The following is a 14299-nucleotide window of genomic DNA, read 5'->3' on the forward strand; positions in this document are numbered from 1 at the left end:
TATCACTTCAGGAAGTCCGGCACATCCAGCTCTTCGGCCTGGGTGTCCGGGTACGGGCGGGCCGGCGGGACCGCCGGCGGGGTGACCGGCGGCAGCGAGGACTCGTTGACCGCCGGAGCCGGCTCGACCGGGGCGGGCGGCTCGTCCCGGGGGGCGACGGTGCCGAGGCCGCCGAGCGGGCGCTCGGTGGCGCGCGGCGCCGGGGCCGGCTCCTCACGCTTGGCCGAGGCGGAGCTGAGGATGTTGTCCCGGCGGGCCGGCGGCTGGCCGCCGTCGAAGCCGGCCGCGATGACCGTGACCCGTACCTCGTCGCCCAGCGCGTCGTCGATGACGGCACCGAAGATGATGTTGGCCTCGGGGTGCGCGGCCTCGCTCACCAGCTGCGCGGCCTCGTTGATCTCGAAGAGACCGAGGTCGGAGCCACCGGAGATGGAGAGCAGCACGCCACGGGCGCCGTCGATGGACGCCTCGAGGAGCGGCGAGGAGATCGCCATCTCGGCCGCCGCGACCGCGCGGTCGTCGCCGCGGGCGGAGCCGATGCCCATGAGTGCCGAACCGGCCTCGGACATGACCGACTTGACGTCGGCGAAGTCGAGGTTGATCAGACCCGGGGTGGTGATGAGGTCGGTGATGCCCTGCACACCGCTCAGCAGCACCTGGTCGGCCGACTTGAAAGCGTCGAGCACGGAGACCTGGCGGTCCGAGATCGAGAGCAGGCGGTCGTTCGGGATGACGATGAGGGTGTCGACCTCTTCGCGGAGCTCGGCGATGCCGTCCTCCGCCTGGTTGGCCCGACGGCGTCCCTCGAAGGTGAACGGCCGGGTGACCACACCGATCGTCAGGGCGCCGAGCGAGCGCGCGATGTTGGCCACGACGGGTGCGCCGCCGGTGCCGGTGCCGCCACCTTCGCCGGCGGTGACGAAGACCATGTCGGCCCCCTTGAGGACCTCCTCGATCTCCTCACGGTGGTCCTCTGCCGCCTTGCGACCGACGGCCGGGTTGGCCCCGGCCCCGAGGCCGCGGGTGAGTTCACGACCGACGTCGAGCTTGACGTCGGCGTCGCTCATCAACAGCGCTTGCGCGTCCGTGTTGATCGCGATGAACTCGACGCCCTTGAGACCGACCTCGATCATTCGGTTGATGGCATTGACACCACCGCCGCCGACACCGATGACCTTGATGACTGCGAGGTAGTTCTGCGGTGCTGCCACGTCGAAGGCCTCTCGCCTCGAGTTACGTGTCGCCGCTTCGCGGTGGTAGTCGCGCTGCGACGACGGATGCCGATTGGGACGGTCCGAAACGCCGACCCAAACCCTAACGTTGAAGTTTAGGGTTACCAGTGTCTCTGTTCTCTGGACTCTTCCGAACAGGACACTAAGTCGACAAGTGGCGCACGTTCAACGAACACGCCGAACCTCCCGTTTTTCTTTTCACCCTATGTGATCACCCGTAGCGCTGGCCAACCAGGGTGCTGGCCAGCGCCGATGAGCGTCAACTCCCCGACACGGCGGGTGCCGTGGGGGCGCTTACATCGAAGTGCCCCGCTTTGGGCGTTGCTTTCATCAGCGCCGTGAGTACGCGCGCCTTGACGGCACCGTCCTCACCGCTGCCCCAGAGGATCGTGCGGCCGCCGCTGAGCTCCAGAGTGATGGAGTCGTACGACACCACCTTGACGACACGAGTATCCCGGGCGATCTTTTCCGGGAGTTCGCCCGTCACGCCCACTGCTTCGAGCAACAGCCGGTCGGCGTCGAAGCGGCGCAGGCTCGCCGAGGAGGCGATGTCGAGGACGAGCTTCGGTACGCCTGGGGGCGCTTTGTCCACGGTGGCGAAGCGGGTTCCGGTGGAGTCCACTTCCGTGAACTTTCCGTCCTTTTCCACCAGCAGAACGGGCTGCCGTTCCGTCACTTTCAGACCAATTCCGTCCGGCCAGGACCGAACGACCTCCACCGTGTCGATGCGGGGCAGTTTCTGAAGAAGTCGCGCCTCGATCGCGTCCGTGTCGACGGAGACGAGCGGGGATCCGATCGGGACGGCGGCGGCCGTTTCCACCTCATGAGGTGTCAGAACCTGGGTTCCGGAAGCATCCACCCGCTCCACACGCAGCCAGGACGAGCCGTAGAGCGCCCAGATTCCACCGGCCGCGATCACGAGAACGGCCAGGGCGATCAGCAGGAGGCGCGGCGCGGGCACCCGGAAGCCACTGCTCCGGGTGCCCGAGGGGGACGGCCGCTCCGACGACCCCTTCGGCGTGCTCGTGCCGTGCTTCTCGGCGGTCGTCGGTCCAGCCACCTGGCGTCCCCTTCGTTGTTCGGACTCGGCTCGCCGCCGGGGCGCCCCGTTGGCTCGCCCGCCATTCCGCTTCCGCCCCGCGCGCTACGCCCGGCGGCGTGCGGCGATCGCCTCGTACACCATGCCGACGAGCAGGTCGTCGGCGTCCCGGCGGCCGAATTCGGCCGCGGCGCGGGACATCTCGTACAGCCGGTGCGGATCGGCGAGTACGGGCAGGACATTGCCCTGCACCCACTGCGGCGAAAGCTCCGCGTCGTCGACGAGCAGACCACCGCCGGCCTTGACCACCGGCTGGGCATTGAGCCGCTGTTCGCCGTTGCCGATCGGCAGCGGGACATAGGCGGCGGGCAGCCCGACGGCGGAGAGTTCGGCGACGGTCATCGCGCCCGCACGGCAGAGCATCATGTCGGCGGCGGCGTACGCGAGATCCATCCGGTCCACGTACGGTACCGGGATGTACGGCGGCATCCCGGGCATGTTGTCGACACGCGGCACCTCGTTCTTGGGGCCGACCGCGTGCAGGATCTGGATGCCCGAGCGCTGGAGCACCGGCGCGATCTGCTGGACGACCTCGTTGAGCCGGCGCGCGCCCTGCGAGCCGCCGGAGACCAGCAGCGTCGGCAGGTTCGGGTCGAGACCGAAGGCGGCGCGCGCCTCGGGCCGGACCCGGGCCCGGTCGAGGGTGGCGATGGTGTGCCGCAGCGGAATGCCGATGTAACGGGCGTTGCGCAGCTTGGAGTCAGGGGTGGCGACGGCGACGCCGGCCGCGTACCGCGAGCCGATCTTGTTGGCCAGACCGGGCCTGGCGTTGGCCTCGTGGACCACGATCGGCACCCCGAGCCGTTTGGCCGCCAGATAGCCGGGCAGCGCCACGTAGCCACCGAAGCCGACGACACAGTCGGCGTTGGTGCGCTCCAGGATCTGCTCGGCCGCCTTGATGGTGCCGCGCAGCCGTCCGGGGACGGTGATCAGCTCAGGGGTGGGCTTGCGCGGCAGCGGCACGGCGGGGATGAGGGCCAGCTCGTAGCCCCGCTCGGGCACGAGCCGGGTCTCCAGGCCCTTCTCCGTGCCGAGCGCCGTGATTCCCACGCTCGGGTCCTGCCTGCGCAGGGCGTCCGCGAGGGCGAGCGCGGGCTCGATGTGGCCGGCGGTCCCCCCACCGGCAAGTACGACATGCACCGAAATTCACCGCTCTCCGGACGGACGCTTCTTGACGCGCCGTCGCATCGACTTCCATCTCACCCCGGCCCGCCTACCCCAGCCGGGGCGCCGCATGGCCAGGGCCGCTTTCGCGGCGGGTTCCTGTCGCGCGAAGGCGATGAGGAGCCCGACGGCGAACATGGTCGGCAGCAGGGCCGACCCTCCGTAGGAGAACAGCGGGAGCGGGACTCCGGCGATCGGCAGCAGACCGAGCACCGCACCGATGTTGATCACGGCCTGCGCCGTGATCCAGGTGGTCACGCCTCCCGCGGCGTACCTCACGAAGGGGTTCTCCGTGTGTCCGGCCACGCGGATACCCGCATAGCCTAGAGCCGCGAACAGGGCGAGCACCGACAGCGTCCCCGCCAGACCCAGTTCCTCCCCGGTGACGGCGAAGATGAAGTCGGTGTGCGCTTCGGGTAGTTGGCCCCATTTTTCCACACTGGCACCCAAACCGGAACCGAACCATCCGCCCGAGGCCAGAGCATAGATGCCGTGCGCCGCCTGAAGACAGGGCGCGCCCTCTCCCCCGGGGTCGGTGGCACCGATGCAGGCGAATCGCTTCATCCGGTTGGCGCTGGTCTTGATCAGCAGGAAGCCGATCGCCCCGGCCACGCCGAGCACCCCGACGAAGAGCCGGGTGGGCGCGCCGGCCGTCCACAGCAGCCCGAAGAGGATCGCGGTGAGCACGATGGCCGTGCCCATGTCCCCGCCGAGCATGATCAGCCCGAGCAGCAGAAACGTGCCGGGAACCAGTGGCACCAGCATGTGCTTCCACTGCGTGAGCAGCTTCATGTCCTGCTTGCGGGCGAGCAGATCGGCGCCCCACAGGATGAGAGCCAGTTTGCCGAACTCACTGGGCTGCAGCATGAAGGGGCCGCCCAGTGAGATCCAGTTCTGGTTGCCGCCGACCGCGCGCCCTATCCCCGGGATCTGGACGAGCACCATCAGGAAGACGGCGCCGACCAGGATCGGGTACGCGAGCGCCCGGTGCAGCTTCACGGGCATCCGGGAGGCCACCAGGAGGAGCGCCGTGCCGAGGACCGCGGCGAAGAACTGTTTACGGAAGAAGTACGAGGGCACGAGGTCGTACCGCAGCGCCGTGATCATCGAGGCGGAGTAGACCATCACCAGGCCGAGGGTGGTGATGAGCAGTGCCGCACCGAAGATCACGTAGTACGCCGTCAGCGGGCGGTCCCAGGCACGGCGGGCCTGCTCGTACATCCGCCGTACGCCGCCGCGCGAGGCGCGCGGCGGCGTGGGGGCCCGGCCTCCGCCGCGTACGGCGGAGGGCCGGCGAGTCCCGGCGGTTCTGCTCGGCATGGTCGCTGTCCCCTCCAGTCGTGCCCGGCGCTGCCGGACCTTCTCGCTGGTCAGGTCAGACGCGCCCGGTGGCGGCAAGGGTGCGGACCGCGTCCGCGAACGCCTCGCCCCGCTTGTTGTAGTTGGTGAACATGTCCATCGAGGCGCAGGCCGGGGCCAGCAGGACCGTGTCCCCCGGCCGGGCGAGCCGGGCGGCCTCCTGGACCGCCGCTGACATCGCCCCAGTGTCGGTCCGGTCGAGGTCCACCACCGGTACTTCGGGGGCGTGTCGCGCCAGGGCTTCGCGGATCAGGGCGCGGTCGGCGCCGATCAGCACGACCCCGCGCAGCCGCTCCGCCGACTTCGCGACGAGCTCGTCGAAGGTCGCGCCCTTGGCGAGGCCGCCGGCGATCCAGACGATCGGGTCGTAGGCCGCCAACGAGGCTTCCGCGGCGTGGGTGTTGGTCGCCTTGGAGTCGTCGACGTACACGACGCCCTGGACGTCCTCGACCAGTTCGATGCGGTGCGGGTCGGGCCGGAAGGCCCGCAGTCCGTCACGTACGGCCCTCGGCTCGACACCGAAGGCGCGGGCCAGGGCCGCCGCGGCGAGCGCGTTGGCGACGTTGTGCGGGGCCGGCGGGTTGACGTCCGCGACCTCGGCGAGCTCCTGGGCCTGCTTCTGGCGGTTCTCGACGAAGGCCCGGTCGACGAGGATGCCCTCGACGACGCCGAGCTGGGACGGGCCGGGCGTGCCGAGGGTGAAGCCGATCGCGCGGCAGCCCTCCTCGACATCGGCCTCGCGGACCAGGTCCTCGGTGGCCTTGTCGGCGACGTTGTAGACGCAGGCGACGGTGTTGCCCTCGTAGATGCGGCCCTTGTCGGCGGCGTACGCCTCCATGGAGCCGTGCCAGTCGAGGTGGTCGGGCGCCAGGTTGAGTACGGCGGCCGAGTGGGCGCGCACGCTCGGCGCCCAGTGCAGCTGGTAGCTGGAGAGTTCGACGGCGAGCACGTCGTAGGTCTCCTCGCCGAGGACCGCGTCGAGGAGGGAGACGCCGATGTTCCCGACGGCCGCGGTCCGCAGGCCCGCGGCCTCCAGGATCGAGGCGAGCATCCGTACGGTCGTGGTCTTGCCGTTGGTGCCGGTCACGGCGAGCCAGGGGGCGGCTCCCGGGCCGCGGAGGCGCCAGGCGAGCTCGACATCGCCCCAGATCTCCACGCCCGCCTCGGCGGCGGCCGCGAACAGCGGCTTGTCGGGCCGCCAGCCGGGGGTGGTGACGATCAGTTCGGTGCCCTCGGGCAGGGTCGCCCCGTCGCCGAGGCGGACGGCGACACCCTCCGCCTCCAGTTCGGCGGCCTGGGCCCGGGAGCGCTCGTCGTCGCCGTCGTTGACGACGGTCACGACCGCGCCGAGGCCGTGCAGGACGCGGGCGGCCGGGATTCCGGAGACCCCGAGGCCCGCGACGGTGACCCTCTTGCCGTTCCAGCTCACTTTTCGGACGCCCATCCCGCGTAGAAGAGGCCCAGACCCACGATCACACACATGCCCTGGATGATCCAGAAGCGGACCACCACAAGGACTTCGGACCACCCCTTGAGCTCGAAGTGGTGCTGGAGCGGGGCCATCCGGAAGACACGCTTGCCCGTCATCTTGAACGAACCGACCTGGATGACCACCGACATGGTGATCAGCACGAACAGGCCGCCGAGCAGGGCGAGCAGCAGCTCGGTACGGGAGCAGATGGCGAGACCGGCGAGCGCGCCGCCGAGCGCCAGCGAGCCCGTGTCGCCCATGAAGATCTTGGCCGGCGAGGTGTTCCACCACAGGAAGCCGAAGCAGGCACCCATGAGGGCGGAGGCGACGACCGCCAGGTCGAGCGGGTCGCGGACCTCGAAGCAGGCGTTGGGGTTGGTCAGGGTCTCCGCGTTGGCGCAGGACTCCTGGAACTGCCACAGGCCGATGAACGTGTACGCGCCGAAGACCATCACCGACGCGCCGGTGGCCAGGCCGTCCAGACCGTCCGTCAGGTTCACGCCGTTGGACATGGCCAGGATCATGAAGAGCGCCCAGACCACGAACAGCACCGGCCCGATGGCCCAGCCGAAGTCGGTGATGAAGGAGAGCTTCGTGGAGGCGGGGGTGAGCCCGCGCAGGTCCGCGAACTGCAGGGAGAGCACGGCGAAGGCGATGCCGACGATCAGCTGGCCGGCCATCTTCGCCTTGGCCCGCAGACCCAGCGAACGCTGCTTGACGATCTTGATGTAGTCGTCGAGGAAGCCGACGAGACCCATGCCAGCCATCAGGAAGAGGACGAGGACGCCCGAGTACGTCGGGTCCTCACCGGTGATGACCTTGGCGAGGGCGTACGCGATGAGCGTGGCCAGGATGAAGGAGATACCGCCCATGGTGGGCGTGCCCTTCTTGCCGGCGTGGCCGCGCGGGCCGTCATCCCTGATGAACTGTCCGTATCCCTTGCGGGCAAGGAGCTTGATGAGCAGCGGAGTACCGATCAGGGTCAGGAAGAGCCCGATGGCCCCCGCGAAGAGGATCTGCCTCATCGACCGGCAACCTCGCTCCCGGAGTCGAGCAGTGCCAGGGCGACCTGCTCCAGACCGACCGACCTGGAAGCCTTCACAAGGACGACGTCCCCCGGGCGCAGCTCACTGCGCAACAGGTCGACCGCCGCCTGCGCGTCGGACACGTGCACCGACTCCTCACCCCACGAACCCTCGTTATATGCGCCCAGTTGCAACCAGGACGCTTCCCTGTCCCCGACCGCCACGAGCTTGCTGACGTTGAGCCGGACGGCGAGCCGCCCGACCGCGTCGTGCTCGGCGAGCGATGCGTCACCGAGCTCGGCCATCTTGCCGAGCACCGCCCACGTGCGGCCCCCCTGGGCCTGTGCGGCCCGACCCATGGCCGCGAGCGCGCGCAGCGCGGCTCGCATGGACTCGGGGTTCGCGTTGTAGGCGTCGTTGACGATCGTCACGCCGTCCGGACGCTCGGTGACCTCCATGCGCCAGCGCGACAGGGTGCCTGCCTCGGAGAGCGCGGTGGCGATCTCCTCGACGGCCATGCCCAGCTCATGGGCGACGGCGGCCGCGGCGAGCGCGTTCGACACGTGGTGCTCACCGTACAGGCGCAAGGTCACGTCACTGCACCCGGTGGGTGTGTGAAGACTGAAAGAGGGCTGTCCGTTCTCTGTGAGCCGGACATTCTCGGCACGTACGTCGGATTCGCGTGCCTCTCCGAAGAGGATCACGCGCGCGTGGGTGCGCGCTGCCATGGCCCGGACGAGCGGGTCGTCGGCGTTGAGGACCGCCACGCCGCCCTTGTCGGCCGGCGGGAGCGCCTCGACGAGTTCGCCCTTCGCCTGGGCGATCTGCTCGCGGCCGCCGAACTCGCCGATGTGGGCGGTGCCCACGTTCAGGACGAGTCCGATGCGCGGCGGGGTCAGTCCGGTGAGGTAGCGGATGTGCCCGATGCCGCGAGCACCCATTTCCAGGACCAGGTGCTGGGTCTCGTCGCCGGCGCGCAGCGCCGTCAGCGGCAGCCCGATCTCGTTGTTGAGCGAGCCGGGCGTCCAGACGGTGGGCGCGTGGCGCTGCAGGACCTGGGCGATCAGGTCCTTGGTGGAGGTCTTGCCGGCGGAGCCGGTGAGCGCGACGACATCGGTGCCGAGGCGTTCGACGACGGCTCGGGCGAGGGCGCCGAGCGCCGTCTGGACGTCGTCCACGACGATGGCGGGCACGCCGACGGGGCGGACGGCCAACACGGCCACCGCGCCCGCTTCGACGGCACGGGTCGCGTAGTCGTGGCCGTCGACCTGTTCACCGGCGAAGGCGGCGAACAGGCTGCCGGGCTTCACCTCACGGGAGTCGATGACGACGGGTCCGGTGACCTGGACGGCCGGATCCGGTATGTCGTACGACTGCCCGCCGACGATTTCGGCGATCTCGGCGAGGGAGAGGGCGATCACTGCTTCATCCCTGACTTCTTGTGGCTGGCTTCAAGCGCTTCGCGCAGGACCAGGCGGTCGTCGAAGGGGCGGACCACTCCGGCGATGTCCTGGCCCTGCTCGTGGCCCTTGCCGGCGACGAGCACGGTGTCGCCGGGCTGTGCGCGGGCCACGGCCGCGGCGATGGCGGCGGCCCGGTCGGCGTCGACCAGGACGTCGCCGCGCTCGTGGGCGGGCACCTCGGCGGCGCCCGCGAGCATCGCGGCGAGGATCGCGAGGGGGTCCTCGGAGCGGGGGTTGTCGGAGGTCAGTACGGCGGTGTCGGCGAGGCGCGCCGCGGCGGCGCCCATCGGGCCGCGCTTGGTGGTGTCCCGGTCGCCTCCGCAGCCGAGGACGATGTGCAGCTTCCCCTCGGTGACCTTGCGCAGCGAGCGCAGGACGGATTCGACGGCGTCCGTCTTGTGGGCGTAGTCGACGACCGCGAGGTACGGCTGGCCCGCGTCGACGCGCTCGAGGCGGCCGGGGACGCCGGGGACGTCGGCGACGCCGTCGGCGGCGGTCTGCGGGTCGATCCCGGCGACGGCGAGGGTGACGATCGCGGCGAGCGTGTTGGCGACGTTGAACGGGCCGGGCAGCGGGGCGGTGGCGGCGATCCGCTCGCCCTCGGGGCCGACGACGGTGAACGTCGAGCCGACCGCGCCCAGTGCGACGTCCTCGGCTCGCCAGTCGGCGTCCGGGTCGCCCTCGGCGGAGAAGGTGACGACCGGGACGGACGCCTCCTTCGCGAGCCTGCGGCCGTAGGTGTCGTCGAGGTTCACGACGCCGCGCCTGCTGCGCTCGGGCGTGAACAGCCGCGCCTTGGCCCCGAAGTAGTCCTCCATGTCGGAGTGGAACTCCATGTGCTCCGGGCTGAGGTTGTTGAAGACGGCGACGTCGAAGACGCAGCCGTCGACCCGGCCGAGCACGAGGGCGTGGCTGGAGACCTCCATGGCGACCGCCTCGACGCCGCGCTCGCGCATGACCGCGAACAGCGCCTGGAGGTCGGTGGCCTCCGGGGTCGTACGTTCCGACTTGATGCGCTCGTCGCCGATCCGCATCTCGACCGTGCCGATGAGGCCGGTCCTGCGTTCGGCGGCGCGCAGCCCTCCCTCGACCAGATAGGCCGTGGTGGTCTTGCCGGAGGTGCCGGTGATGCCGATCTGGAGCAGGTCCGTGCCCGGGCGGCCGTAGATCTCGGCGGCGAGCTCGCCCATCCGTCCGCGCGGGTTCGCGACGACCAGGACCGGCAGGCCGGTCGCGGCGGCGCGGTCGGCGCCGGACGGGTCGGTGAGGATCGCGGCGGCGCCGAGTCCGGCGGCCTGGTCGGCGAAGTCGGCGCCGTGCAGCCGGGCGCCCGGCAGGGCGGCGTAGACGTCCCCGGGGCGTACCGCCCGCGAGTCGTGGGTGATGCCCGTGACGGCGGTGTCCGTGCTGGCGGGCGTCTCGACACCGAGCCGGGCGGCCAGGTCGCCCAGGGGTGTCGGGCGGGCCTGCTCCGGGCGGGGCGGGGCGGTTCGGTACTGATCAGCGTGTGGCACGGCGGTGAGCGTACCGGGCCCACCCGCCGAGGGGCCAAAAGAGACCCGGGCCTCGCCGGAGTTCGATTTCCGGTTCCCGGAATCGGGGGTGATCGTGGTCACTGGTGCTCCCGGGGTGTCACTCGCTGTCCTTGAAAATCACCGGCAGACGGGCGGGCTCGCTGCCGGTCGGGGCCACGTGGAGGGTCTTCAGGGCGAACTCCATGACCTTCTTGTAGATCGGGCCGCAGATCTGGCCGCCGAAGTAGCTGCCCTTGGTGGGGTTCTGAATGGCGCAGTAGACCGTGATCTGCGGGTTGTCGGCGGGCGCGAAGCCGGCGAAGGAGGCGGTGTATCCCCTGTAGCCACCGACTTCGGGGTCTACGCGGTTGGCGGTGCCCGTCTTGCCCGCGACCCGGTAGCCGGGGATCCGGGCCTTGGTGCCGGTGCCCTCCCGGTCGTCGACCACGGACTCCAGCATCGTCGCGAGGGTCTTGGCGGTCTTCTCGCTGACCACCCTGGTCTGCTCCGGGGCGGGCGCGGGGGTGAACCGGCCGTCGGGTCCCTTGGTGCCGCGGACGAGGGTGGGCTCGATCCGTACGCCTCCGTTGGCGATGGTCGAGTAGACCGAGGCGGCCTGCATGGCGTTGATCGACAGGCCCTGACCGAACGGGATCGTGTACTGCTGCGAGGTCGACCAGTTCGCCGGCTTGGCGAGGATGCCAGGGGTCTCACCGGGGTAGCCGAGCCCGGTGGGGCTGCCGATGCCGAACTTGCGCAGATAGGAGTGGAGGACCCGGTTGGACTCGGCCTGGGTCTTGCCGAGCTGGCCGGTCGCCAGGATCGTGCCGATGTTGCTGGACTTGGCGAGGACGCCGTTGAGGGTCAGGTACCAGGTGGGGTGGTCGATGTCGTCCCTGAAGAGTCGGTCCCCGCGGTGCAGCCGGTTGGGCACGACGACATGGGTTCCGGGCGTCGCCACGCCCTCTTCCAGAACGGCGGCCATGGACATGACCTTGCTGGTCGAACCGGGCTCGTAGGCGTCCTGGAGGGCGGCGTTGCCCATCGCGGCGGAGTTGGCCGCCGACAGGTCGTTGGGGTCGAAGCCGGGGGCGTTGGCCATCGCGAGGACCTCGCCGGTCCTCGTGTTCTGCACTATGACGTAGCCGCGGTCGGCCTTGGACTTCCTCACCTGGTCGGTGATGGCCTGCTGGGCGGCCCACTGGATGTCCCGGTCGATGGTCAGCTCGATGTCGGAGCCGGGTACGGCAGGGGTGCCCCGGGTGCCGGCGGTCGGTACCTGGCGCCCCCCGGACTCGGCGAACCTGATCTTGCCGTCCTGGCCCGCGAGCTCCTTGTCGAGCATCGACTCCAGGCCGCCGGCGCCGCGGCCCTCGGCGTTGACGTACCCCAGTATTCCGGCGGCGAGCTCCCCGTTGGGGTACACGCGCTTGGTGCTGGGTTCGCTCACGATGCCGCCGAGGAGATTGACGCCGTTGCCGCCCTCGGAGCGCGCGGACTTCTTCCCGTAGACCTTCTTGAGGTCCTTGATCTGGTTCCAGACCTGCGGGGTCTGCTTGCGGGCGAGCAGGGTGTAGCGGGACTTGGGGGTGCGGAGCTTCTTGGCCAGGTCCGCGGGCTGCTTGCCCAGGAGCGGCGCGAGGAGCGCGGCGGCCTGCTCGGGGGCGTCCTGGACCTTGCTCTCCTCGGGGGTGAAGAGCAACGGGTCGGCGACGATGTCGTACGCGTCGACGCTGGCGGCCAGCGCGATCCCGGAGCGGTCGGTGATCTCGCCGCGGTCGGCGGAGAGCGTGTACTCCTGGTAGCGGTGCGCCTCGGCCTTGGCGGCCAGCGTGCTCGCGTCGACGGCCTGCACCTGGAGCAGGCGGACGACGAAGGCCAGCATCACGAGGGTCAGTCCGAGGGAGACCAGCCGCAGCCGGGGCTTGGGGCTGCCGAGCCGAATGGTGCGCGGCCTCGCCGGTGGCCTCGGAGCGGGCCTGCGCGTGGCGCCCGGGCGGGCGGCGGGGCGCGGTCCGGGCCGGGCCTGCCTGCCCTCGGGGGGCCGGGGCCGTGCGGAGCGGGCGGGGCCGGGCACCCGGCGGCGCGGGGGCTCCTTGGGGGGCACTGCGGTCACCTGCCGGGGGTCGTCGGGGCGGGCGGGGTCGTCTGCGGCTTCCCGGTCTTCCCGGGTGTCGCGGGCGGTGGTCCGGTCGGGGACCCCGTCGGGGGTGTGGTGCGCGGTGGGGCCGGGGTGCGGGTGGGCTTGGGCGCGGACGCCTTGGAGGGCTCGCCGAGGACCTTGCCGTCCGGGTTCAGGAAGGCGGGGCTCCCGCCCGGGACCATGCCGAGCTCCCGGGCCCGACGCTCCAGCGCGTCGGGCGCGGAGCGGTCGTCCACGTCCCGCTGGAGGGCCTGCTCCTCGTCGGTGAGTTCCGTGGTCCGGTTCTTGAGGTCACGCAGCTTGAAGGAGCCCTGGTTCAGGGCGGAGTTCAGCAGCAGGAGCGTGATGAGCCCGCCGCCGAGCAGGACCACGACGAGGAGGACGAAAGGGGTACGGGCGGCGGTACTGTGCCCCGAGGGCATGAGCCGCCCGAGTCGCGCCGCCCGCCCTTTGAGCGGCCCCTTCGTGGTCATGCGTGCCTGTCCTCGCTCGCTTCTCCGCCCGCGAGACGCGGAGGCGCTGGCATCGTCGTCGTCTGCGGCCCGGTGGCCTCGCGTGTGTCGCTCACCGGAGCACGTCCTCCCGGATGCGCTGCGCCCCTCGGAGCCGGGCCGGGGCCGCGCGGCGGTTCTCGGCGATCTCCTCCTCGGTGGGGAGTTCGGCGCCGCGGGTGAGGAGTTTCAGGCGGGGCTGGTACTGCTCGGGGACGACCGGCAGGCCGGGCGGGGCCGTGTTCGCCGCGCCCGCCGCGAAGACCTGCTTGACCAGCCGGTCCTCCAGGGAGTGGTACGACAGGACCGCGATCCGGCCGCCCACCGCGATCGCCTTCACCGCCGCCGGGATCGCCCGCTCCAGGACGGTCAGCTCGCCGTTGACCTCGATGCGCAGGGCCTGGAAGGTGCGCTTGGCGGGGTTGCCGCCGGTGCGCTTGGCCGCCTGCGGCAGGGAGTCGCGGATCAGCTCGACCAGGCGGGCGCTGTTGGTGAACGGCTCCTTCTCGCGCTCGCGCACGATCGCGGAGACGATCCGCTTGGCCTGCTTCTCCTCCCCGTACGCGCGGAGGATGCGGACCAGTTCGCCGGCCGGGTAGGTGTTGAGGACCTCCGCCGCGCTGACCCCGGTCGTCTGGTCCATGCGCATGTCGAGCGGGGCGTCCTGCGCGTACGCGAAGCCGCGGTCGGCCTCGTCGAGCTGCATCGAGGAGACGCCGAGGTCGAAGAGGATGCCGTCCACCTTCGGGATGCCGAGCCGGTCGAGGACCTCGGGCAGCTCGTCGTAGACCGCGTGGACGAGCGTGGCGCGCTCACCGTAGGGGGCCAGCCGCTCGCCGGAGAGCCGCAGCGCCTCCTTGTCCCGGTCGAGGGCGACGAGCCGCGCCTCGGGGAAGCGGCGCAGGAGCGCCTCGCTGTGGCCGCCGAGGCCGAGGGTGCAGTCGACGACCACCGCACCGGGGTGCTCGAGCGCCGGGGCCAACATGTCCAGGCACCGCTGGAGCATCACCGGGACGTGTCGGTCGTTGCTCAATTGCGCCCTCTCAGAATTCGGCTCAGATTCGGCGCGGCCGCTACGCATCCGCCGCACTCGCGGGGGAGAAACTGCGGAAATCGCTCAATGTCTCCGTGAACTTCGCGTCACTTTAGTCCACTGGACCCAGCGGTCAATCAACCGGCTGGCGCGTCGCACGGGCCATCGAGAGGAGTCGGGCATTCCCGACAGCTCACTCGAATGGGTCTGCTCTTCCCATGCCTGTGGGTTAGCTCACAACAAGGCTCATTGACGTTCTTTGTCCGCTCTCACGACGGGCCGCGACGTTCTGTGACCACTACCGT

At 70.7% G+C, this 14299-nt stretch carries 11 protein-coding genes; all 11 read right to left on the reverse strand.

Going from position 1 to position 14299, the window contains the following annotated elements:
• Positions 1-2 precede the first annotated feature (2 nt).
• Positions 3-1211, reverse strand: coding sequence for a cell division protein FtsZ (gene ftsZ / locus ACZ561_RS29260; RefSeq protein WP_471000463.1), 1209 nt, complete (start codon positions 1209-1211; stop codon positions 3-5).
• Between the two features lie 280 nt (positions 1212-1491).
• Positions 1492-2292 carry a cell division protein FtsQ/DivIB gene (locus tag ACZ561_RS29265; RefSeq protein WP_471000465.1) on the reverse strand — a complete coding sequence of 267 codons (801 nt, stop codon included), beginning with the start codon at positions 2290-2292 and terminating at the stop codon, positions 1492-1494.
• A gap of 84 nt (positions 2293-2376) precedes the next feature.
• A complete protein-coding gene (gene murG / locus ACZ561_RS29270) occupies positions 2377-3471 on the reverse strand; it encodes an undecaprenyldiphospho-muramoylpentapeptide beta-N-acetylglucosaminyltransferase (RefSeq protein ID WP_471000469.1) in 1095 nt (364 codons plus the stop codon).
• Between the two features lie 6 nt (positions 3472-3477).
• Positions 3478-4815 carry a putative lipid II flippase FtsW gene (gene ftsW / locus ACZ561_RS29275; protein ID WP_376444649.1) on the reverse strand — a complete coding sequence of 446 codons (1338 nt, stop codon included), beginning with the start codon at positions 4813-4815 and terminating at the stop codon, positions 3478-3480.
• A gap of 55 nt (positions 4816-4870) precedes the next feature.
• Positions 4871-6298 (reverse strand): UDP-N-acetylmuramoyl-L-alanine--D-glutamate ligase, encoded by a 1428-nt coding sequence (gene murD / locus ACZ561_RS29280; protein ID WP_471000472.1) that lies wholly within the window; start codon positions 6296-6298, stop codon positions 4871-4873.
• Positions 6280-7350, reverse strand: coding sequence for a phospho-N-acetylmuramoyl-pentapeptide-transferase (gene mraY, locus ACZ561_RS29285; protein ID WP_471000475.1), 1071 nt, complete (start codon positions 7348-7350; stop codon positions 6280-6282). The genes murD and mraY overlap by 19 nt, the downstream gene beginning before the upstream one ends.
• A complete protein-coding gene (locus ACZ561_RS29290; RefSeq protein WP_471000478.1) occupies positions 7347-8771 on the reverse strand; it encodes a UDP-N-acetylmuramoyl-tripeptide--D-alanyl-D-alanine ligase in 1425 nt (474 codons plus the stop codon). The genes mraY and ACZ561_RS29290 overlap by 4 nt, the downstream gene beginning before the upstream one ends.
• A complete protein-coding gene (locus ACZ561_RS29295) occupies positions 8768-10429 on the reverse strand; it encodes a UDP-N-acetylmuramoyl-L-alanyl-D-glutamate--2,6-diaminopimelate ligase (RefSeq protein WP_471000481.1) in 1662 nt (553 codons plus the stop codon). Before ACZ561_RS29295 ends, ACZ561_RS29290 begins: the two co-directional genes overlap by 4 nt.
• 16 nt (positions 10430-10445) lie before the next feature.
• Positions 10446-12434 carry a peptidoglycan D,D-transpeptidase FtsI family protein gene (locus tag ACZ561_RS29300; RefSeq protein WP_471001003.1) on the reverse strand — a complete coding sequence of 663 codons (1989 nt, stop codon included), beginning with the start codon at positions 12432-12434 and terminating at the stop codon, positions 10446-10448.
• 5 nt (positions 12435-12439) lie between these two features.
• Entirely contained in the window at positions 12440-12943 is a 504-nt protein-coding gene (ftsL, locus tag ACZ561_RS29305) for a cell division protein FtsL (RefSeq protein WP_471000484.1), read from the reverse strand.
• 91 nt (positions 12944-13034) lie between these two features.
• The gene (rsmH, locus tag ACZ561_RS29310; RefSeq protein ID WP_471000487.1) at positions 13035-13994 is read right to left on the reverse strand and encodes a 16S rRNA (cytosine(1402)-N(4))-methyltransferase RsmH; all 960 of its coding nucleotides are present in this window, start codon (positions 13992-13994) and stop codon (positions 13035-13037) included.
• Positions 13995-14299 lie beyond the last annotated feature (305 nt).

Source organism: Streptomyces sp. NPDC039609, from assembly GCF_055596705.1.

Excerpts from the sequence above, each read along its gene's own strand:
- mraY (WP_471000475.1), bottom strand. The coding sequence starts at position 7,350 with ATGAGGCAGATCCTCTTCGCGGGGGCCATCGGGCTCTTCCTGACCCTG.
- ftsW (WP_376444649.1), bottom strand. The coding sequence starts at position 4,815 with ATGCCGAGCAGAACCGCCGGGACTCGCCGGCCCTCCGCCGTACGCGGC.
- murD (WP_471000472.1), bottom strand. The coding sequence starts at position 6,298 with ATGGGCGTCCGAAAAGTGAGCTGGAACGGCAAGAGGGTCACCGTCGCG.
- ftsL (WP_471000484.1), bottom strand. The coding sequence starts at position 12,943 with ATGACCACGAAGGGGCCGCTCAAAGGGCGGGCGGCGCGACTCGGGCGG.